At 62.6% G+C, this 21,758-nt stretch carries 19 protein-coding genes; 7 read left to right on the forward strand and 12 right to left on the reverse strand.

Annotation, left to right across the window (positions count from 1 at the left end; all coding sequences use genetic code 11):
- Positions 1-3 precede the first annotated feature (3 nt).
- Positions 4-342, reverse strand: coding sequence for an ATP-dependent Clp protease adapter ClpS (gene clpS, locus EP376_RS08350; RefSeq protein WP_127655101.1), 339 nt, complete (start codon positions 340-342; stop codon positions 4-6).
- Between the two features lie 96 nt (positions 343-438).
- On the opposite strand from clpS, the gene EP376_RS08355 reads away from it, so the two are divergent.
- Together EP376_RS08355 and EP376_RS08360 are read left to right on the forward strand one after the other, a co-directional pair.
- Complete coding sequence (locus tag EP376_RS08355) at positions 439-1,131, forward strand: HAD family hydrolase (protein WP_127655102.1); 693 nt, start codon at positions 439-441, stop codon at positions 1,129-1,131.
- Positions 1,132-1,383: 252 nt separating this feature from the next.
- A complete protein-coding gene (locus EP376_RS08360; protein ID WP_420837121.1) occupies positions 1,384-2,901 on the forward strand; it encodes a serine hydrolase in 1,518 nt (505 codons plus the stop codon).
- A 9-nt stretch (positions 2,902-2,910) separates the two neighbouring features.
- On the opposite strand, the gene EP376_RS08365 is transcribed toward EP376_RS08360, so the two are convergent.
- The 5 genes from EP376_RS08365 to EP376_RS08385 all read right to left on the reverse strand — a co-directional run bounded on the left by EP376_RS08365 (position 2,911) and on the right by EP376_RS08385 (position 9,467).
- Positions 2,911-4,515: an ABC transporter ATP-binding protein gene (locus EP376_RS08365; RefSeq protein WP_127655103.1), complete on the reverse strand. Its 1,605-nt coding sequence runs from the start codon at positions 4,513-4,515 to the stop codon at positions 2,911-2,913.
- 46 nt (positions 4,516-4,561) lie between these two features.
- Positions 4,562-5,740 carry an ABC transporter permease gene (locus EP376_RS08370; RefSeq protein ID WP_127655104.1) on the reverse strand — a complete coding sequence of 393 codons (1,179 nt, stop codon included), beginning with the start codon at positions 5,738-5,740 and terminating at the stop codon, positions 4,562-4,564.
- Positions 5,740-6,819, reverse strand: coding sequence for a microcin C ABC transporter permease YejB (locus EP376_RS08375; RefSeq protein ID WP_127655105.1), 1,080 nt, complete (start codon positions 6,817-6,819; stop codon positions 5,740-5,742). The genes EP376_RS08370 and EP376_RS08375 overlap by 1 nt, the downstream gene beginning before the upstream one ends.
- Positions 6,820-6,828: 9 nt before the next feature.
- On the reverse strand, positions 6,829-8,745 hold the full coding sequence (locus tag EP376_RS08380) for an extracellular solute-binding protein (RefSeq protein WP_127655106.1): 1,917 nt from the start codon (positions 8,743-8,745) through the stop codon (positions 6,829-6,831).
- Positions 8,746-8,948: 203 nt separating this feature from the next.
- The gene (locus EP376_RS08385) at positions 8,949-9,467 is read right to left on the reverse strand and encodes a c-type cytochrome (RefSeq protein ID WP_127655107.1); all 519 of its coding nucleotides are present in this window, start codon (positions 9,465-9,467) and stop codon (positions 8,949-8,951) included.
- A gap of 118 nt (positions 9,468-9,585) precedes the next feature.
- On the opposite strand from EP376_RS08385, the gene EP376_RS08390 reads away from it, so the two are divergent.
- On the forward strand, positions 9,586-10,425 hold the full coding sequence (locus EP376_RS08390; protein ID WP_127655108.1) for a prephenate dehydratase: 840 nt from the start codon (positions 9,586-9,588) through the stop codon (positions 10,423-10,425).
- 6 nt (positions 10,426-10,431) lie between these two features.
- Here the strand turns inward: EP376_RS08390 and EP376_RS08395 are convergent, their stop codons facing one another.
- The 3 genes from EP376_RS08395 to nudC form a co-directional block, all read right to left on the reverse strand.
- Positions 10,432-11,628 carry an alpha/beta hydrolase gene (locus EP376_RS08395; RefSeq protein ID WP_127655109.1) on the reverse strand — a complete coding sequence of 399 codons (1,197 nt, stop codon included), beginning with the start codon at positions 11,626-11,628 and terminating at the stop codon, positions 10,432-10,434.
- 99 nt (positions 11,629-11,727) lie between these two features.
- A complete protein-coding gene (locus EP376_RS08400) occupies positions 11,728-12,204 on the reverse strand; it encodes an SRPBCC family protein (protein WP_127655110.1) in 477 nt (158 codons plus the stop codon).
- Positions 12,205-12,269: 65 nt separating this feature from the next.
- Positions 12,270-13,241, reverse strand: coding sequence for an NAD(+) diphosphatase (nudC, locus tag EP376_RS08405; protein WP_127655111.1), 972 nt, complete (start codon positions 13,239-13,241; stop codon positions 12,270-12,272).
- A gap of 124 nt (positions 13,242-13,365) precedes the next feature.
- Between nudC and EP376_RS08410 the strand changes: the two genes are divergently transcribed.
- From EP376_RS08410 to EP376_RS08425, 4 genes are all read left to right on the forward strand, one after another.
- Positions 13,366-15,225 (forward strand): 5'-nucleotidase C-terminal domain-containing protein, encoded by a 1,860-nt coding sequence (locus EP376_RS08410; protein ID WP_255519446.1) that lies wholly within the window; start codon positions 13,366-13,368, stop codon positions 15,223-15,225.
- Positions 15,176-15,868 carry an HAD family hydrolase gene (locus EP376_RS08415; RefSeq protein WP_164744892.1) on the forward strand — a complete coding sequence of 231 codons (693 nt, stop codon included), beginning with the start codon at positions 15,176-15,178 and terminating at the stop codon, positions 15,866-15,868. Before EP376_RS08410 ends, EP376_RS08415 begins: the two co-directional genes overlap by 50 nt.
- Positions 15,869-15,955: 87 nt before the next feature.
- Complete coding sequence (gene deoC / locus EP376_RS08420; protein WP_127655114.1) at positions 15,956-16,969, forward strand: deoxyribose-phosphate aldolase; 1,014 nt, start codon at positions 15,956-15,958, stop codon at positions 16,967-16,969.
- Positions 16,970-16,998: 29 nt separating this feature from the next.
- On the forward strand, positions 16,999-19,338 hold the full coding sequence (locus tag EP376_RS08425; RefSeq protein ID WP_127655115.1) for an aldehyde dehydrogenase family protein: 2,340 nt from the start codon (positions 16,999-17,001) through the stop codon (positions 19,336-19,338).
- Positions 19,339-19,382: 44 nt separating this feature from the next.
- Here the strand turns inward: EP376_RS08425 and EP376_RS08430 are convergent, their stop codons facing one another.
- Genes EP376_RS08430 through EP376_RS08440 form a run of 3 tightly spaced genes read right to left on the reverse strand, consistent with a single transcriptional unit; the run spans position 19,383 to position 21,693 of the window.
- Positions 19,383-20,012: a DUF1523 family protein gene (locus tag EP376_RS08430; protein WP_203330978.1), complete on the reverse strand. Its 630-nt coding sequence runs from the start codon at positions 20,010-20,012 to the stop codon at positions 19,383-19,385.
- 22 nt (positions 20,013-20,034) lie between these two features.
- Entirely contained in the window at positions 20,035-20,295 is a 261-nt protein-coding gene (locus EP376_RS08435) for a hypothetical protein (protein ID WP_127655116.1), read from the reverse strand.
- Positions 20,296-21,693 carry a DUF6638 family protein gene (locus EP376_RS08440; RefSeq protein WP_127655117.1) on the reverse strand — a complete coding sequence of 466 codons (1,398 nt, stop codon included), beginning with the start codon at positions 21,691-21,693 and terminating at the stop codon, positions 20,296-20,298.
- Between the last annotated feature and the right edge of the window lie 65 nt (positions 21,694-21,758).

The raw sequence follows: 21,758 nt of genomic DNA on the forward strand, positions 1-21,758 counted from the left end.
GCCTTACTCCTTTTCCATCGTGCATTGCAGCGGGTGCTGATGCCGCTGGGCGAAATCCATCACCTGCGCCACCTTTGTCTCGGCAATCTCGAAGGAAAAGACACCGACGACGGCGATCCCCTTCTTGTGGACCGTCAGCATCAGTTCAAAGGCCTGAGCATGGTTCATCCCGAAAAACCGCTCGAGAACGTGCACGACGAATTCCATCGGCGTGTAATCGTCATTGAGGATAAGGACCTTGTAGAGGGGCGGACGCTTTGTCTTTGTACGGGTATCAAGCTTGACCCCGACATCGTCGTCACCCCCGGTCCCCTCAGACATCATGTAGAAATCGGCGCGCATGATCGCTTTCGTTTTCTTAGGGTGATCCGTCTCGTGCAGAGCTTTATATAATCTCATGAGGCTCTGTGAAAAGCCCGCATTTGGCAAGGATGCAACATGAAACAGTTCGAGGGCTGGACGATCGGTTTCGATGCGGACGACACGCTTTGGCATAACGAGAGATTCTTTCAACTGACGCAGGCGCGATTCGCGGATTTGCTGAGGGATCATGCCGACGCCGATCACCTGTCGGACAGGCTTCTTGCCGCAGAACGGCGCAACCTCGGCCATTATGGCTATGGCATCAAGGGATTCGTCCTGTCGATGATCGAGACAGCGATCGAAGTGACAGAAGAACGTGTTCCGGCCTCGGTGATCTCCGAACTGATCGCCGCAGGTCAGGAGATGCTGGCGCACCCGATCGAGCTTCTTCCCGGCGTCGAAGAGACGATCGTGTCGCTCAAGGGATCCGCAGGGCTTATCCTCGTGACGAAGGGCGATCTTCTGGATCAGGAACGCAAGCTGGCCCAATCGGGCCTGGGCGATCATTTCGACCGGGTCGAGATCGTCAGTGAAAAGACCGCCCCGACCTATGCCCGCATCTTTCAGGGGCGTGACCGTGCGGTGATGGTCGGCAATTCCCTACGTTCCGATATCATCCCTGCGATCGAGGCCGGGGCACACGGGATCCATATCCCGCATGATCTGACCTGGGAAATGGAGAAGGCCGATGCACCCTCGGGCCACCCGCGATTCCACCGGATCGAGACGATGACGGCGCTGCCGGAATTGCTGGACAAGATCGCCTGACGGCCACAATCCTGCCGCAATCGTGACCCGGCCCGCCGCATGTTGCGTGTCGACGCGGAAACGCGCCCACATATTGCGCAGTTGCATGAGAGTCACGCCTAAAGTTCCTGAAATTAGGGTATTTTCTGCCTTCGCAGGTCGTGTTAGTTTTTGTTCAAATCATAAGGTGCCTCCAAAAAATCGGCACCATGAGGCAGTACAAGGGCAAACGACGTGATAGGTCGTATCGGACAAGCAGCCCGACTCGGGCTCATGTTGCTATTCATGATGCTTGCGGGGGCATTGGCGCCAACGGCCGGATGGTCAGCGCCATTTGCAGCCATGGTCATGGACGCGCGCACAGGCGAGGTTCTGCACAGTCAGAACGCCGAAACACGCCTGCATCCCGCATCGCTGACAAAGATGATGACGCTCTACATCGCCTTTCAGGCGGTCAGCCGGGGTGAAATCGATCTTGATACCGAGGTGCGCATCACCTCGGCGGCGGCGGCCGAACCGCCGTCAAAGATCGGGCTTCGGGCCGGGCAGTCGATCCGCCTGCGCTATCTGATCCGCGCTGCGGCCGTGAAATCGGCCAACGATGCCGCAACCGCGATCGGGATCGCGATTTCGGGATCGGAAGAGGCCTTCGCGGCCCGGATGAACGCGACCGCCCGGGCGATGGGGATGACGCAGACGAACTTCATCAACATGCACGGCCTGACCGAGAGCGGTCACATGTCGACGGCACGCGACATGACGATCCTCGGGCGCCACATGATCTACGACTTCCCGCAATATTATAACCTGTTCTCACGCCGGACGGCCGATGCGGGCATCGCAACGGTCCGCAACACGAACCGCCGCTTTCTCGACAGCTATGAAGGTGCCGACGGAATCAAGACGGGCTTCACCAATGCCGCCGGGTTCAACCTCGTGGCCTCGGCAGAACGCAATGGCGTGCGGATCATCACGACGGTCTTTGGCGGAACATCCTCGGCCAACCGCAATGCCCGCGTGGCCGAATTGATGGACCTAGGGTTCCGCGAAGCACCCAGACGGGCAAGGGTTAGCGCCCCGGACGCGCCCGATGCCTATGTCACGCAGGCGCCCGAAATCGTGGTCGGCAACAACATACCGCGCGGCCCTGTGGCGCGCACGATCCGCGTCTCCGGCCTTGTCGAGCGCGCGCTTCGCCCACAATCGAGACCGGTCGCGACCCCCTCCCCAGAACTTGTCGCCTCGACTACCGCCGCCATCGACGACGCGCTGGCGATGGCCCTCGCGGCGCCGATGGAAGACCCGGCCCCGCCAGAAATTCCTGACGCCACGAAATTCGCCGATGCCACCTCGGTGGCCGCCGGAGCCGACGCAGCCGCCACCGAAGAGACCGTGATCGCAGCGGCCACCCCGCTCGCGCCCGAAGTCGTCGAAGTGACACCGCCGGTCCGGCCTGCCGAAATCATCATGACGGCCGAGGCCATTGCCCCCGCCGAGGCTGCGCCCGCGCCGGAACCCGAGGTCGTGACCCGGGTCTCCACCTCCGGCGGTCGCTACTGGGGTGTGAATGTCGGTCGCTTCCCGAATCGGGGCGAGGCCGAACGCATCCTGATCCAGGTGGCGCTGGCAGAACCCGGCGCTCTCAACGGCGCCCTGCGCCGCGTGATCCAGCGCTCGGGGGGATTCGACGCGAATTTCATGGGCCTGACCCGGGAAGATGCCGACATGGCCTGCCGCAGGCTTCAGGCGCGCGGGACCACCTGTTTCATGATCGGAACGGACGACAGCTAGATCAGGGTCTCAGGCTGATTGGGGCGGCTCGACGAAGGCCGCCTCCATCAGGGCCTTGGTATAATCCGATTGGGGATTGTCGAAGATTTCGACCGCATCGCCGTGTTCGACCACGTCCCCATTGCGCATCACCATGACCTTGTGGCTCAGCGCGCGCACGACCTTCAGGTCGTGGCTGATGAAGATATAGGCCAGCCCGAATTTCACCTGCAACTGCCGCAAAAGCTCGACGATCTGAACCTGAACCGTCATGTCCAGAGCCGATGTCGGTTCGTCCAGCACCATCAGCCGGGGCCTGAGGATCAGGGCACGCGCGATTGCGATCCGTTGCCTCTGGCCGCCCGAGAATTCGTGGGGATACCTGTCCATCATGATGGGGTCGAGGCCGACCTCCTGCATGATCTCGGCCACCATTTCGCGCCGGTTGCGGCCCGGCTCGACCCCGTGCACGCCCAGGCCTTCGGCAATGATCTGTTCCACCGTCATGCGCGGGCTGAGGCTGCCGAACGGGTCCTGAAACACGATCTGCATATCCTTGCGCACCGGGCGCAGCTGTCGTTGTGACAAGCCGTCGAGCCGCTTACCCTGGAACAGGATCGGACCCTCGGACCCGATCAGCCGCATGATGGCAAGCGCGAGCGTCGTCTTGCCCGACCCCGATTCGCCGACGATCCCGACCGTCTCTCCGGCCCGGACCGAAAGCGTCGCCGCGTTGACGGCCTTCACATAGCCCGCCGTCCGTTTCAACAACCCCCGATGGATCGGGAACCAGATCCGCAGGTCTTCGGTCTGGGCAATCAGTTCGGCGCCCGCCGGCACGGGTGCCGGGCGCCCCGCCGATTCCGCCGACAGAAGCATGCGGGTATATTCGTGCTGCGGCGCGCTGAAAATCTGCTCGGTCGGTCCATGCTCGACAATTTCGCCATCCTTCATGACACAGACTCGATCGGCAATCCTGCGCACGATCGTCAGATCATGGGTGATGAATAGCATCGACAGGCCTTGGCGCGCCTTGAGATCGGCCAACAACTCTAGGATCTGGGCCTGGATCGTCACGTCGAGCGCGGTGGTGGGCTCGTCCGCGATCAGAAGCTCGGGATTGTTGGCCAGCGCCATGGCAATCATCACGCGTTGCCGCTGTCCGCCGGAAAGCTGGTGCGGATAAGCTGTCAGCCGGTCTTCGGGGTCGCGGATGCCGACCTGTGTCAGAAGCTCGATAATCCGGGTCCGGACCGCATCGCCGCGCAGGCCCTGATGCAGCTCGATCGATTCGCGCAACTGCTTTTCCAGCGTGTGCAGCGGGTTCAGAGAGGTCATCGGTTCCTGAAAGATGAACGAGATGTCGTTGCCGCGTACCTCGCGCAGGGCAACGTCGTCGGCGTCGATCATTTCGCGCCCGCCATAGGTAACGGAACCCGAAACCTCGGCATTGTCCCCCAGAAGCTTGACCGTCGACAGCGCCGTGACCGATTTGCCCGAACCGGATTCGCCGACCAGGGCCACGGTCTCTCCCTTGCCCACATCGAAGGATACGCCACGCACGGCAGGGATCAGGGTGCCATCCTGCCGGAAGGCCACCCGAAGATCGCGCACGTTCAGAACCGAAGCGCTCATGCCGGCCACACGCGCGCAACAAATTTACCTAAATTTGTTTCACGCCTCATGAGAACGTCTTTCTGGGGTCGAACGCGTCGCGGACGCCCTCGAAGATGAACACCAGCAGCGACAGCATGATCGCGAAGGTGAAGAACGCGGTGAACCCGAGCCACGGCGCCTGAAGGTTCTGCTTGGCCTGCAAGGTCAGCTCACCCAGCGAGGGGGCCGAGGACGGCAGGCCGAAGCCCAGAAAATCCAGAGACGCCAGCGTCGCGATTGCGCCCGTCACGAGGAAGGGCAGCATCGTGACGGTCGCCACCATCGCATTGGGCAGCATGTGGCGGAACATGATCACGCGGTTCGACACGCCCAGCGCGCGCGCGGCGCGCACGTATTCGAAATTCCGCGCCCGGAGGAATTCCGCGCGCACCACTCCCACCAGCGCTGGCCATCCGAACAGCACTGTCAGGAACACGATGAGCCAGAAACTTCGCCCAAGGATCGCGAAGATGATGATGATCACGTACAGCGACGGCGTGCCAGTCCAGATCTCGATGAACCGCTGAAACAGCAGGTCCGTCCAGCCGCCGAAATAGCCCTGAACGGCACCCGCAACGATCCCGATGACCGACGATGCCGCCGTCACCACCAGCGCAAAGAACACCGACAGGCGGAAGCCGTAGATCACCCGGGCCACCACGTCGCGTTTGGTGTCGTCGGTGCCCAGCCAGTTGGTCTCTGATGGCGGCGCAGGGGCCACGCCCGGCACATCGACAACCGTGTTGTAGGAATAGGGAATGATCGGCCAGATCATCCAGCCCGCATCAAAGCCCTCGTAGGGCAGGTCTTCCCCGTTGGCGACCGCCTCGATCAACCCGTCGGGGTCGTCAAAGCATTCCACCAGACCGCCCGTGACGATCAGGCATTGGACTTCCGGGTCTGAATAGCCGGCCTCCGTGGGGAAATCGCCGCCGAAATCCTGTTCGGAATAGAAGGCAAAGACCGGCATGCGCAGGTCGCCCCGGTAATTCACGAGGATCGGCTTGTCGTTGGCGATGAATTCCGCGAACAGCGACAGCACGAACAGGAAGGTGAAGATCATCAGCGACCAATAGGCCCGACGGTTGCGCCGGAAATTCCGCCAGCGGCGTTCGTTCAACGGGGAAAGCCAGCGCCGTTTGGGCCGTTCGGGGCTCGGCGGCGGGGTCTCGGGCGTCGGGTCGGGATATGCGATCTCTGCCATCAGCCTCTGCTTTCGAAGTCAATGCGGGGATCGATGAAGACATAGGTCAGGTCGGTGATGATCCCGATGATCAGACCCATGAGCGAAAAGGCAAACAGCGTGCCGAACACGACCGGATAGTCACGCGCCACCGCCGCCTCGAAGCCCAGCCGTCCCAGCCCGTCCAGCGAGAACAGCGTCTCGATGATCAGGCTGCCGCCGAAGAACACACCGATGAACAGCGCCGGAAAGCCCGAGATGACGATCAGCATCCCGTTGCGGAACACATGGCCATACAGAACGCGACGTTCCGACAGGCCCTTGGCGCGCGCGGTCATCACGTATTGCTTCTTGATCTCGTCGAGAAAGCTGTTCTTCGTCAGAAGCGTCAGTGTCGCGAAGGCCGAGATCGTCGAGGCAAAGACCGGCAGGGTGATGTGCCACAGGTAGTCCAGGACCTTACCGATCAGGCTCAGGTTTTCCCAATCGTCCGAGGTCAGCCCGCGCAGCGGGAAGATGCGCCAATAGCTGCCGCCCGCGAACAGCACGATCAGCAGGATCGCGAACAGGAACCCGGGGATCGCATATCCGATGATGATCGCCCCGGATGTCCATGTGTCGAAGGGCGTGCCGTCCCTGATCGCCTTGCGGATACCCAGCGGGATTGAGATGAGATAGGCGATCAGCGTGGACCAAAGGCCAAGCGTGATCGACACCGGCATCTTCTCCAGCACCAGATCGACGACCGACACCGACCGGAACCAGCTCTCACCAAAGTCGAAGCGGATGTAATCCCACATCATATTCAGGAACCGCTCGACCGGGGGCTTGTCGAAGCCGAATTCCCGTTCAAGTTCGGCGATGAATTCCGGGGGCAGTCCGCGGGCACCAATATAGTCGCTGTCACTCTCCGTTTCGGCCGCCAGCTCCGATCCGCCGCCGGCGATCGTCTCGAACACATCACCGCCGCCTTCCATGCGGGCGATGATCTGCTCGATCGGCCCGCCCGGGACGAACTGGATCAGCGTGAAGTTGATGATCATGATCCCCAGAAGCGTGGGGATCACGAGCAACAAGCGTCGGAGGATATAGGCACCCATGATCCTGCCTTACTGGAAGGCGCCTGCCGCCTCGAGTTCGGCCGCGGCGTCTGCGTCATACCACCAGAAATCCAGCTCCCCGAGGGCCAGCGGCGGCAGGGGTTCGGGATAGCGATACATGTCGTAGTACGCGATGGTATGCGTGTTCTTCTGCCATTGCGGGATCCAGAACCCTTCGGCCCGAAGCACACGGTCCAGCGCGCGCGTCGCAGTGGTCAGTTCTTCTAGGCCCTCCGCCGCGATCACCACGTCAAGAAGCTGGTCGACCCCTTCGGAGCGCAAGCGCATCAGGTTGCGGGAACTGTCATCCGCCGTTTCCGAGCCGAACCACTGGCGCAGGCCGGTGCCGGGCTCGTAACCCTGACCGAGCGAGTGGTTCACCAGATCGAAATCACCCGAACGGCGACGCTCGATATATTGCGAGGTATCCACGCGGTCGAGCGTGGCCTGAACGCCAAGGCGTTCGAGGTTCTCGATGACGGGGTTCACGATACGGTCGAATTGCGGCGAGAATTGCAGGAAAACGGCTGTCAGAGGCTCCCCGTCCTTGCGGCGAATGCCGTCTTCGCCGGCCACCCAGCCGGCCTCGTCCAGAAGCGCAGAGGCTTGCCGCAGAAGGCCACGGTCCAGCGGCCGTTCCGTCGTCGAGGAGACATAGGGCATCACCGCCGGTTCTGTCAGGATCGACGCGGGCAGCAGGCCGTCATCGACCAGCGGCTGAAGGATTGCGATCTCCCCCTCGCTGGGCAAGCCTTCGGCGCGCAGGTCCGAATTGTCCCAGAACGAGGTCGGACGGTCATAGATGCCGTAGAACAGGCTCTCGTTCATCCATTCGAAGTTGACCATCATGTTGATGGCCTGACGAACGCGGTTATCCTGCCATTTTTCGCGGTCGAGGTTGAACACAAAGCCCTGCCCCGATCCGATCGTCCCGTCAGGCAGTTCCGCCGTCACGACCCAGCCGTTTTCGACGGCGGGGAATTCGTATCCCGTCGCCCATTGCAACGAGCTGTTCTCGTTGCGGAAGGTATAGGCGCCGGACTTGAAGCCCTCGAACGCGGCCGAGCTGTCGGCGAAGTATTCGACGCGAATCTCGTCGAAATTGTTGCGCCCGGTGTTGATCGGATGCGCCGTGCCCCACCAGTCGGGATTGCGGTCGAAGACGACACGCCGGTTCCAGTCGACCTCTTCCAGAACATAGGCGCCCGTGCCCATGAAGGGCGCCTTGGCGACCTCGTCGATCCGGGCTTCGGTTTCCTCGAACCACGCCTTGGAAAAGACCGAGGTGCCCCCGGCAAAGCCGATCACGTCGCGGCGTGGCGCGTCTTCGGTGAAGGTGAACTTGACCCGGTAATCGTCCAGAACCTCGACCTCCGAGATGAACTGGCTGACCACGTTGCGGTATTCCGCGATCCCCTGCTCCTGAAACAGGTTGAAGGTAAAGGCGACATCTTCGGCCGTCATGGGCGTGCCATCGGCAAAGGTCACATCCTGCCGCATGGTAAAGATCACCCAGTCAAGGCTTTCGGGATATTCCATCGTCTCGCACAGGTAGCAGTACGACCCATAGGGATCGTCTGCCGTCGATGTCAGAACGCTTTCATAGGGCAGCGTTGCCAGCGTCACCGTGGAGCCTTCGCGGGCATAGGGGTTGAAGCTGTCGAACGATCCCTGCGACCACAGCGCGATATCGCCACCCTTCGGCGCGTCCGGGTTCACATAGGCCAGAATGTCGTCGGGCCCGTACTTCAGCTCGCCGAAATTGGTGTAGCCGTGACTGACGATCGTCTCGCCGTCCTGCGCCCAGGCGCCCTGTGAGGCGAGGCCCGCCGCAACGGCAAGCGCCGCACCGATCGACCAGTATCTCCAATCAGACGCGACTGCGTTTGTCCGTGATTGCGTTGCACAGGCGGAACGATCTGACATGAGGCTCTCCGACGTTTCTGATGACGTGATCTCGCTACAGATAAGGCTAAAGACCGATTTGGCGAATGTGCAAGTTGCGAATGTGTTAACTCACGGCAACGTTGCTGCATGAAATCCGGTCGTTCTGCACGAAAACGCCGCCCGCGCATGCATCGGGGCGGCGTCGTGACCATGCACCGGGCCGGGCCCGGGGCCTTGAATGACTAGCCGTCGAGGCTGTCGAGATAGGCGATCAGGTTGGCCCGATCCTCGGGATCGCGCAGACCGTTGTAGCTCATCGATGTCCCGGGGGCGTAACCTTTGGGATCCTCGAGGAAGGCGTTCAGGTTTTCCGGGGTCCAGACATCGGCGGCCTCGGACAGGGCACCGGAGTAGTTGAACCCTTGCGCAGCTCCGACATCGCGGCCCACGACGCCGTGCAGGTAGGGGCCTGTGCCGTTCTGACCGGCCTCGACCGCGTGACAGGCGCGGCAATTGCGGAACACCGCTTCGCCGGCATCCGCGGTCGCGGCGGCATAGAGCTCTTCGAACGGGACCTCGACCACTTCGGCCACCTCTTCGCCATCCCCGCCTTCGACCTCGATCACATAGGCCTGCTCTTCGTCGTAGTGGCCACCGGAACCGTGATAGATCAGCTCGGCCGCCCAGCCGCCAAGAAGAAAGATCAGAAGCGTGCTGCAAAGGCCGCCGACGATCTTTGTCATGGTCATTGTGTCGAACATGTCGCGTTCCATTCCCGTTCGCAAATTCGCGGCTATCTATCCGCTTACTTCGCCGGAAAGCAAGGTGTAGAGGCGCGACCAAATGCCCGTTTTCATGGCAGGCAGGAGGAAAGGACCTATGGCGAAACGAATTGCGTTCCAGGGAGAGCTTGGTGCCTATGGCCATCAGGCCTGTGTCGAGGCCCGTCCGGGGTTCGAACCACTGCCCTGCCACAGCTTTGACGATGCCATCCGCGCGGTGCGCAGCGGCGAGGCCGATCTGGGGATGATCGCTGTCGAGAATTCGACCTATGGTCGGGTTGCGGATGTGCATCACCTGCTGCCGCAAAGCGGGCTGCATATCGTCGATGAGGCCTTTGTCAGGGTCCATATCAACCTGCTGGCAAAGCCGGGGGCCCGGCTCGAACAGATCGAAACCGCCTCTGGCCACACGGTGATCCTGCCGCAATGCGCGACATTCCTGCGGCAGAACTCGATCACGCCGCGTGTCAGCCCTGACAATGCGCGCGCCGCGCGTGATGTCGCTTCGGGCGACGACATGACGGCCGCTGCGCTCGCGTCAGAGTTGGCCGCCGAAATCTATGGTCTGGACGTGCTGGCCCGCAATATCGAGGACCATGACAAGAACACGACCCGGTTCCTTGTCATGGCCCGGGATATCGACCTGAACCGCCGCGGCGACCATGGCATGGTCACCAGCTTTGTCTTCCGGGTGCGCAACATCTCCGCCGCGCTCTACAAGGCGATGGGCGGATTCGCGACCAATGGCGTGAACATGACCAAGCTGGAAAGCTATATGGTCGGCGGAAGCTTTCACGCCACCCAGTTTTTTGCCGAGGTCGAAGGCCATCCCGATGACCGCAACCTTCAGCTTGCCCTCGAAGAGCTCGATTACTTCACCGATATGGTAAAACTGATGGGCGTCTATCCCGCTTCGCCGCGCCGCAAGGAAGACTAGACTGGCCTAGTCCGCGGCACCGGAATGCCGATCGAGGAACGCGGTCGTGGCGGCAAAGACCCGCTCATAGGCGGGTTCGGTCGGGATGAAGAACGTGTTCGAGCTGTCGACCTCGAGGAATTCGGCGCCGGCAATGCCTGCCGCGATTTGCCGCCCTTCCGCCGCGGGATGCACCGCACCCATCCGCGAATGGATAACCAGCGTTGGCGCCTCGATCCGTGCCAGATCGGACCGCACATCGACCGTATCGAGTATACGACGCTGCAAGAGTGCGGCCTGCGTCGATCCGGTCTGCGCGATCAGCCGGATCAGCTCGGTCGTTTCCTCGGCGCTGGACATAGGCTGCACCATCGTGGCCCAGGCCCGCATGAACCCGTTGTCCGGGTCTCCCCAGCCACCGCTGTTCAGGAGCGAGATGAACGGATCGTTCTCCGCCGCCTCTGGCGCGTTTTCCCTCAAAGACCGGCCCCGCGCGTAGCCATTGTGAAACACGAGGCACGACACCCGTTCCGGGTGGGTCGCCGCGAACCTGATCGCGAATGCCGATGATTGAAGCGTGGCCACGATGGGAAACCGCGTCAGACCGGCCGCATTCGCCACCGCAAGAAGATCGTCGACATGATTCTCGAACCGGTCCCCGGGCTTGAGGGCGTCAGACAGGCCTGCCCCCCGGATATCGTAACGCACCAGACGATAGCGTTCTGCATAGGCCATGATATGCGTGTGCAGGAGCCGGCTGCCCCAATCCTGTTCCAGATGCGACAGGTGATGCCACGTGTAAAGAAGTGGCGTCCCCTCGCCCGCGGTCGACCAGGCGATGCTGGCGCCGTCGGCAGAGCTGGTGTAGCGGATCGTCTGCTGGATGGCGGCCGGAGCCAGTGGTTCAGAGGGCTGGAGATGCTCCACCTCGGCCACCATCTGAAACCCGCGCCGCTGAACCGTCCGAATGATCCTTTGTTCGCTGCCACTATCCCCCACGGCCTTGCGGGCGGCATTGATCCGGGCGCTGATCGTCGCCTCCGACACGATCCGGCCACCCCAGACCGCATCGATCAGGTCGTCCTTCGAGACAAGGTTTCCGGCATTGGAGGCAAAAAGGCGCAGAATATCGAATACTTGCGGCTCAACCGGGATCGTCTGCCCGTTCCGCACAAGGCGGTGGGCCGTTTCGTCCAGCGTCATTCCGGCAAAGGAATAGATCATGGCAATGTCCAGCGCACCCCGACGTCATCAGACTAAAGACCCACAGGCAGGACTGGCAAGGATTTGACGATCACCCTTGGATTGCCATCCGACTGCGGACTAGGACCCGGCCATCCGCCGGGCATGTTTATCCGCGACCTCGGCCGCGAATTTTTCAACGCGGTTGCTGAAGCGTCCGTTCAACGTCGATCTCGCGACCTTGAGCGACTGGAGCATCAACTTGGCCCCGAGGTTCTTGGCGCTGAGCGTCATCGTGACCGAAAGGCGCGTTCGGCCCTTCGATAACGGCAACAGATCGACGACCAGATCCGCATCGATGGTCGAGGCGACGGATTGCACGCGATAACCGTTCGGACGGTCGAACTCGGTGATTTCCGCCGAGATGTGCCTGTCCTTGCCCCGGAAGCTGAAGGTGATATCCCAGCCGACACCGATGCCTGGATGGTCAATCTTGTCCCTGCGTTGGATATCGGCACCGCGCCTCAGGGCCTGCCGCTCAAACGACGTGAAATTCGTGACTTCCTCGAAGACAAATGCGATCGGCGCCTCGATATCCTGACGTGTGCTGAATTCCATACCTGCCTCTGCCTGACTGCTTTACTTGGGATTATGCGCCCTGACGGAGCAAGGTCAATTCAAACTCAGTCCAGCCGGTCGGCCAGCCAGTTTTCGAGCAGAAATCGTGCAATTGCCCCCGGTCTTGCCGGCTTGATCGTATCATCTTCGTTCCGGAACGCAGCGGCCAGCCTCTCGCGGCTGACCCAAAGCGCGTGTTCGATTTCCTCGGGATCGACTTCGATCTCGCGGCTTGTCGCATGGCCCATGCAACCGAACATGAGCGAGGCCGGAAACGGCCAGGGCTGAGAGGCGAGATAGGACACCGACCCCACCTTGACCGCCGTTTCCTCGAACACCTCGCGACGAACCGCGGCCTCGAGGCTTTCGCCCGGCTCGACGAATCCGGCAAGCAGAGAATACATGCCCTCCGGCCAGCCGGGGCTGCGGCCCAGCAGAACATCATTGCCGTTGAGGATCAGCATGATCACGACCGGATCGGTTCGCGGGAAATGATGACCGCCGCAATCCGGGCAGACCCGCTGCCAGCCGGCCATCTCGATCCGGCTCCGGCTGCCACAGCGCGAACAGAACCCATGCGTCTGATGCCAGCCGAGCACCGCCTTGGCCGATGCCGCAAGCTCGGCATTGCGTGGATCGAGACGGATCATCACCGCGCGCAATTCGGCGAACCACATGTCATCGCCGATGTCGGGATGATGCTGCTCGCTGGGATCAAGGAACAGGCCAAGCGTCGACAGGTCGACATCCTCGGGGTTCCAGCGCGAGATATCGGCCGCCCATACCGGCCGTCCCTCGTCGAGACCGAGAAAGACCGGCGGCTCCACGGCATCCTCCAGCGCCTCGTGACCCGGTTTGAGCCAGCCCAGCGCGATATCGTCGCCGGCGCGTGTGACAAGCGGTTTGCCCCGCCAGAACGGGACAATACCGGCATCGTCCTGCAACATCAGCGAGGCAAGCGTGTCTGGCCGGGATCTCAGATCGGCACGCCGATCAAGTGCGGAGCCACCGAAGGTGACCGTCTCTGCTATCTTCATGGCATTGAATTGACACGATCCGAGGGAAACCGCAATTTCTCACGAATGGTTTTCCAAACCATCGACATTCGCACAGAAAAAGGTTTAATCGCCCATAGGTTGAAAATACGTACGGACATCCTGCTTGAACTCGGATACGGATCGGAATCGGGACGCTGATCGACCATCGGCACGTCTTCGCATCCTCGCGACGACGGATCTGCACATGCAGTTCGCACCCCATGACTACCTGTCGGATCGCCCCGCTCCGGGACGCGGACTTGTGTCGGTTGCGAAACTGTTCCGACGACTGACACGGGATTTCCTGTCGTGCCCCGGGACAGCCGTGCTGCTGGTCGATAATGGCGATGCCTATCAGGGCAGCCCGGTGTCCGACGCCGTCCAACTGGGGCACGACCGGGTTCATCCGATGATCGCCGCCATGAACGACATGGGCTATGACGCGGTGACCCCCGGCAACCATGACTTCACCTTTGGCCTCGACTTCATCGACGATCTGACCAGAAGCGCGCATTTTCCCTTCGTGTCGTCGAATATCGTCCGCACCAGTGACCCGTCGGGGCGGCAGGGTTCGCCGGGCTTTGTGCCGCTTGCGCTGATCGACAAGACGATCACCGCGCCCGACGGGGCCAAACGGGTCCTCAAGATCGGGATCGTGGGCTTCGCGCCGCCCCAGACCGTGGAATGGGAAAGCTTCTCCGTCGGGTCCGACCTCCACGGATGCGACATCGTCGAGACCGCACGCCAGTTTGTGCCGCGCCTGCGCGAGGCCGGGGCCGATATCGTGGTGGCGCTGGCCCATTCCGGTATCGCGGCAGCCGCGGACCCCGACGTTAAGGAAAATGCCGTGGCCCAGCTTGCCTCCGTCGGTGGGATCGACGCGATCGTCGCGGGCCACGTCCACAGGGTCTTTCCGGGGCCAAGGTGGGACGACCTTGCCGATGCGGATCCGGTTGCCGGGTCCATATGCGGCATCCCTGTCGTGATGCCGGGCGCCTATGGCTCACATCTTGGGCGGGTGGATCTGGACCTGTCGCATGATGGTCAGGGCTGGAAAGTCAGCGGTTTCGAATGCAGCGCCGAACCGGTCGAGGCCGCCGACGACGATCTGGCCAGGCTGGATATCGCTCCGATCGGGCAGGTCGTGGCCAGAACGCACGAGGCGACGTTGCGATTTATCCGCCGTGAGGTGGGTCATACACCGGCGCCGATCCACTCCTACTTCACGCTGGCCGCCCCCTGCAGCGCCCTGTCGGTCACGGCCCGCGCTCTCGAAAGGTTTGCCCGGCAGGAGACGTCGCTCGCCGACGCGGGCTTGCCCCTCTTGGCCGCGGTCTCTCCGTTCCGGGCCGGTGGCCATGGTGGGGTGGCCGGATATGTCGATATTCCGAAAGGCCCCCTTCTCTTGCGGCATGCGACAGAGCTTTATCCCTTTCCCAACGACCTCTGCGCGATCGAGTTGGACGGCGATCAACTCCGCCGCTGGCTTGACCATGCCGCACGGATCTTTGCACGGATCGAACCCGGCGGGCACGACCAGCCCCTGATCGACCCCCAGGTGCCGCCCTACCAGTTCGACGTGATCCATGGCCTGACCTACGAGATCGACCCCACACGTCCGACCGAGCGGGTCCGCAACATCCGTCTCGCCGGCGGCCGGGCAATCACCCCGACAGACCGTGTCATTGTGCTGACCAACAGCTTCCGAGCAAGCGGCGGCGGCGGCTATGCCGAGGCACGTCAGGCCCGGTCCGTCACGCGGCTGGAGGCCCCGATCATCGACATCCTCACCGCGTATTTCAGCCTCGCCGAATTCGATCCCACGCCGCAAGAGGTCTGGCGTTTCGCGTCGATTCCTGACACCTCTGCCTCGTTCTTGAGCGGATGCGGGTCGACAGCCCATGTCAGCGATATTGTGGGAAGGTCAATTCGACATGCGGGATCAACTGACAACGGGTTTCAACGCTTCGTCCTCGATTTCTAGGCCGTCGTCATTCGATGCCGTGATCTTCGATCTCGATGGCACGCTGATCGACACCGAGGTGCTGTGCAATGAAACCGGCGTCGCCGCCTGTGATGCGCTTGGCCATCCCGTGGGGTTGGATTTCTTCGAAACCCTCGCTGGCATCGACGACAATCGCCGCGCGGAACTGATCGCCGAGCAGACCGGCAGATCGCTGGATCGGGCCGCTTTCTTCGCCGAATGGGACAGGCTGTGCGAGATCCGCTTTGACGCCGGCATCCCCCTGAAGCCGGGCGTGCCCGAGGTGTTCGAACGCATCCGCCTGCACGGCCTTCCGATGGCGATCTGCACCTCAAGCCGCCGAAACATGGCGACCGCCAAGATCAGGGGCGCCGGGTTCGGTCATTTCTTCGGCGCCGTCATCACGGTCGAGGATGCCACTTCGCCCAAGCCCCATCCCTCCCCCTACGAGGTGGCGGCGGCGGCCCTGGGCGCTGCGCCCGACCGGTGCCTTGCCTTCGAGGACAGCGAAACAGGCGCCAGTTCGGCACGTGCGGCGGGCATGACCGTGGTTCAGGTGCCCGATCAGCACGCGACCGACGGCGTTCACGCCCATCTCGTTGCCGCCACCCTCGCCGAGGGACTGGCCGCCTTCGGGTTCTAGAACGCGTCTTCCGCGATTTTACCGTATGGTAAAACTTGTCTCGTCCGCTGACCCATGCGACGGTTCGCGCGATCAACGGAGATACCGATGGCCCGCACACAGACCGCCCCGGACAAGTCCGGGTCCACCACCACGGATAACCAGCTGCCCCAACTGCACGAGCCGCGCAATCCCGGCATGCCGCTTGATCTGGACTGGGTGGCAAACGTCAGGGTGAACACCTCTGCCGTGGAACGCCGCGCCGCGACACTTCCCGGGCGCCGGTCGGTCAAGAAGGACTGGCAGGCGGCATGGCTCTGCAAGGCAGTCTCGCTCATCGACCTGACCACCCTGTCGGGCGACGACACCGCAGGCCGGGTGCAAAGGCTCTGCGCCAAGGCCCGCCAGCCCGTCTCGCCCGACATCCTGTCGGCCATCGGGATGGAGGGGCTGACCACCGGCGCCGTCTGCGTCTATCACGAGATGGTGCCTGTCGCCGTCGAGGCCCTGAAGGGCTCCGGCATCCCGGTGGCCGCCGTCTCGACCGGGTTTCCGGCGGGGCTGTCGCCCTTCCGGCTCAGGGTCGAGGAGATCCGCGAAAGCGTCGCCGCCGGTGCAGACGAGATCGACATCGTGATCTCGCGCCGCCATGTTCTGACCCGCAACTGGCAGGCGCTCTACGACGAGATGGCCGAATTCCGGGCCGCCTGCGGCGATGCCCATGTGAAGGCGATCCTTGCCACGGGCGAGTTGGGCACGCTGCGCAACGTGGCCCGCGCCTCGCTCGTCTGCATGATGGCGGGCGCCGATTTCATCAAGACATCGACCGGCAAGGAATCGGTCAACGCCACCCTTCCGGTGACGCTGACGATGTTGCGCGCGATACGCGAATACGAAGACAAGACAGGGATCAAGGTCGGTTACAAGCCCGCGGGCGGCATTTCCAAGGCCAAGGACGCACTGGTCTATCTCGCGCTCGTCAAGGACGAGCTGGGCGACCGCTGGCTCAGACCCGATCTCTTCCGTTTTGGCGCCTCATCGCTTCTGGGCGATATCGAACGCCAGCTCGACCACCATGTCACCGGCGCATATTCCGCCGGATGGCGCCACGCGATGGCCTGACAGGGGCATATCGGACAAGGACCCGAACGATGACCATCAAGCAGATCTTCGAGACGATGGAATACGGCCCCGCCCCCGAAAGCACGGCTGAGGCAATGGCCTGGCTCGAGGCGCGAGGCCACAGTGCCGCGCCGTTCATCAACGGGGACTGGGGCCCGGCGCGCGACGATTTCGAGAGCCGCAACCCCGCCACCGGAGAGCGCCTCGCCGGCATCACCCGCTGCACCGCCGACGAGGTGGCCCGCGCCGTCGATCATGCCCGCGCCGCGCAACCGGCATGGGAGGCGTTGGGCGGGCATGGCCGCGCCCGTATCCTTTATGCGATCGCGCGGGGCATGCAGCGCAATTCCCGACTTCTGGCGGTGATGGAAAGCCTCGATAACGGCAAGCCCATCCGCGAAAGCCGCGACATCGACGTGCCGCTGGCGATCCGGCATTTCTATTTCCACGCAGGCCTTGCCCAGCTTCTTGAAAGCGAACAGCCCGGGATGCGTGCCCATGGGGTCTGCGGCCAGATCATCCCGTGGAACTTTCCGCTTCTGATGCTGGCATGGAAGGTGGCACCCGCGCTGGCGGCCGGAAACACGGTCGTGATCAAACCGGCCGAATATACCACCCTCTCGGCGCTCGTCTTTGCCGAGATCGCACAGGCCGCAGGCGTGCCGCCCGGTGTCCTGAACATCGTCACCGGCGAAGGTGAAACCGGGGCCGCACTTGTCGATCAGCCCGTCGACAAGATCGCCTTTACCGGTTCGACCGAGGTCGGCCGCCATATCCGCAAGGCCACCGCCGGGCGCGGCATTCCTCTCACGCTCGAACTGGGCGGCAAGTCACCCTACATCGTCTTCGACGACGCCGATCTCGACAGCGCGGTCGAGGGGCTGGTGGATGCGATCTGGTTCAATCAGGGGCAGGTCTGCTGCGCGGGATCCCGGCTTCTGGTTCAGGAGGGCATCGCCGAGGACTTCCACACCCGGCTGCGCGCCCGGATGGACAAGCTGCGCATCGGCGACCCGCTCGACAAATGTATCGACGTGGGCGCAATCGTCGATCCGGTTCAGCTTGACCGTATCCACTCGCTCGTCGCTGCCAATACCGAAGGGCAAACCCATGTCGCGGCCTGCGCGCTGCCCAATCAGGGCTGCTTCTATCCACCCACGCTGATTACCGGGCTGTCACCCGCCTCGCCCCTGATGCAGGAAGAGATTTTCGGCCCGGTCCTTGTCGCCACGACCTTCCGCACGCCATCCGAGGCGGTGGCGCTGGCCAATGACACGCGCTACGGGCTTGCCGCCTCGGTCTGGTCGGAAAACATCAACCTTGCCCTCGACATTGCACCGAAACTGGCAGCCGGCGTCGTCTGGGTGAACGGGACGAACATGTTCGACGCAGCCGCCCCGTTCGGTGGCGTCCGTGAAAGCGGTTTCGGTCGCGAGGGCGGATGGGAAGGGCTGGCCGCCTATCTTCGCCCCGCCGTCGATCCCGCCTCGCTTGCTCCGATCCCGGCGCATAAGGGCAACGGCGCGACGGCGGGTCCGCTCGACCGGACGGCAAAGCTCTATATCGGGGGCAAGCAGGCCCGGCCTGACGGCGGCTATTCGAAGGCGGTCTTTGGCCCCTCGGGCGTCAGGCTTGGGGAAGTGGGCCTTGCCAACAGGAAAGACATCCGCAACGCGGTAGAGGCTGCGCAGGCGGCAAAGGCCTGGTCGCGGACCACCGGTCACCTTCGGGCGCAAATCCTCTATTACATCGCCGAGAACCTGTCGGCCCGCGCCGGCGAATTCGCAGCCCGGATCGAATCGATGACCGGGCAGGACGGCGCGGAGGAGGTCGATCTTTCGATCCGCCGGCTGTTCACCTATGCGGCATGGGCAGACAAATTCGACGGTCAGGCCCACGGCGTGCCGATCCGGGGCGTGGCGCTGGCCATGCGCGAACCCACCGGCGTGATCGGAGTGTTCTGCGCCGATGAGGCACCGCTTCTGGGTCTGGTGTCGGCCTTTGCGCCGGCGATCGCCATGGGCAGCCGCGTCGTTGCAGTCGCGAACGAACCGTTCCCGCTGGCCGCCACCGATTTCTATCAGGTTCTGGAGACATCTGACGTGCCGGCCGGCGTGGTCAACATCCTGACCGGCTCGCATATCGAGCTTGCGGCACCGCTTGCCGGGCATCACGACGTGGATGCGGTCTGGTCGTTCTCGTCGTCCGACATCTCGGCCACGGTGGAGGACTTATCGGCCAACAACCTCAAGCGCAGCTGGGTCAATAACGCCCGTGCCCGCGACTGGCATGGACCCGAAGGCGAGGGCCGTCCGTTCCTTGATGCCGCGACCGAGGTCAAGACGATCTGGATCCCCTACGGCGAGTGATCCGTCACCCTCGCCGCCCGGGGGTCCGTCCGAAAGTCAGCCGGTCAGGACTTGCGCCGCCACGAGGCCAGCCAGCGCGAGACACCTGCCTTCTGCTCGTCGATGGCGGCGTCGACCTGCTGCATCCGGGGCGTGATCCGGCGCGCCTTGAAACGACGCCAGCGCACGAGGATCGCCCAGACCAGGGCACCAAGGATCGTCAGGACAACAATGTTGAACCACGGGATCAGCCGGATCTCGGGATCGTCGATGGGCCGGATCGTGATCGCGTTTGGAAAGATCGTCAGGTAACGCACCCTCCAGCCGTAATGCATTATCACCGCCCATTGCGGATTATCGGCGGTCGAGATCAGATCCTCGGCCTCGGCCTGAAGATCGGAGCTGTCGAACTTGAAATAGGGCGGCCAGATCCAGCCCGTATCCTCGTTGCGATAGACATAGACGTTGCCGTTGCGGCGCACGGTGTTGATCAGCCGAAGATCCCGGGTCGGCTGCTCGGCGTTGCCGCTGTCGGCCTGGGCATAGAACATGCGGTTGAGAGGCGTGAAATCGGTTCGGATCACCTCGGTCGAGACGACCCGGACGACATCCCGGTCAGGCAGCACGTAGGTCAGGAAGGCGACGAAGACACTCCAGAAGACGATCCGCCATGTCCATTTCAGATAGCCCAGCATGATGCCTCTCCCCGGCGGTGTCTCAATAATTGACCAGATAGATAATGGTGCCGACGATGGCCACCGGAATGATATAGACAGCCAGTATCAGTCGCCGCCTCAAAGATCCGTCGTAATCGGCAAGCCCCTCTTTCACGAACGCGTCGCGATCGCCCTCGCGGATTTCCTCGTCCCACTCGCGTTCCAGCTTGTCCCGCCGGACCGCCCGTGAATAAAGCGAAATCGACACATAGATCACCGTCAGAACGACAAAGGCGACAACGAAAAGCCTGATTACACCCATCTACCTGTCCCGTTCCCGTTTGACTGCGCCCCACGGCCCGACCAGCTCGACCAGATCGTCCCGTGGCACCGGTGGTGGCCCGCCGGTCTTGTCCCACGGAGAATTCACCGCCCGGACCGGGTTGTCCATGCCCTCTTCGTGACCGAAGAGCGCCTCGCGCGTTCCGGCCTTGTCGACCATGTATTCGCGATGGAGGAAATCGGCGACATAGGCCTTCTTGGGTTCGGGCCAACCGGCATATGCCCTGTAGAAGGCCTCCTTGTGGCAGATGAACAGCTGCCGGATGTCGAGCGGGGACAGTTCCGACAGCAGCATGTTCACCAGATCGGCATCAGGCACGTCGCGGGCCCGGAGCGTATAGAAATAGGCGGGATGCTCGCTGTCGATATGCGGCCAGTCGCCCCCCTCTTCGGCCCAGCGGACAAGGGCCGCCAGCCCCTGCCAATCCGGCGGAAGGAGTTTCGCGAACCGCCGCCCCAGAAGGCGCAGGTCCCTTCGGGTCGCCCCTTCGAGGTCTTCGCCCATGATCGCGGCGACTTCGGCCACGATGAAATCCATCTTCTGGCGCAGGATCGCGGCCGCATCGATCCCTCGAGCCGTGACGATCGGCTCGACAAGACCGTTTTCCTCGAGGAATTTCGCGATCGCAGACCGATCACGAAACCGCAGAACCCGGTCGATCGGCAGATCGCCAAGGTCGCGATCCGGGTCTGCGGAGATGACGGCGGGCGTGTCGACGCCGCGAAACAGGTAGATGCCGCCAAACAGCGACGTCCAGTAATTGTCCTGATCGAACCACATCTCTTTCAGTTCGACCGGATTGCGCGTCACATCGCCGGTTTCGCGGGCCAGTCCGATCATCTCGGCGATCAGAACATCGTCCCACCAGGCATCACGTTCGGTCTTGAACCGGTCGATCATCTCGCCAAGCCGCGCGGCGGTGGCGACCGTGCCGGATGTCGTATCGGCCTCGATCCGGACCCTGCGAATGTCGAACAGCCGCCTTGGCGTTTCGGCGAGGTAGACCGAATTGACCAGTTCACCGGCAACGGCATCGCGGGCCGTCAGGGCAAACAGCTGGGGCTCGTTCTCGTTGATGAATTTCTTCAGGATCCCCCGCGAGGTCGAAAACGACGCATTCAGCAGCGGCGCGGATTTCTGATCCGTCGTCAGCAGGATGAATTGCCGGTTCACACCCGCCTGATTGAGATAATGCAGATCGCCCAGCTCATCCCCGATTTCGGGCGAGAACCCAGAAATATCGATGTGAAAATCGCTCTGGGTCGTCTGCTTGCCCGTCAGATGCTTGAGCGATCGGTTGTAGCGTTCGACCAGAACCGGGCTCTGGATATGGATCAGGTTGCCGAACATCAGCCCCCGTTCGATCAGCCGCTTCATGTGCGCACCCTCCACGAAGCGCTGCAGACACCATGGGTCCGGCCGATCTGCAAACACGCCCGCAT

The organism is Alexandriicola marinus (assembly GCF_004000435.1).
Classification (GTDB): Bacteria; Pseudomonadota; Alphaproteobacteria; order Rhodobacterales; family Rhodobacteraceae; genus Alexandriicola; species Alexandriicola marinus.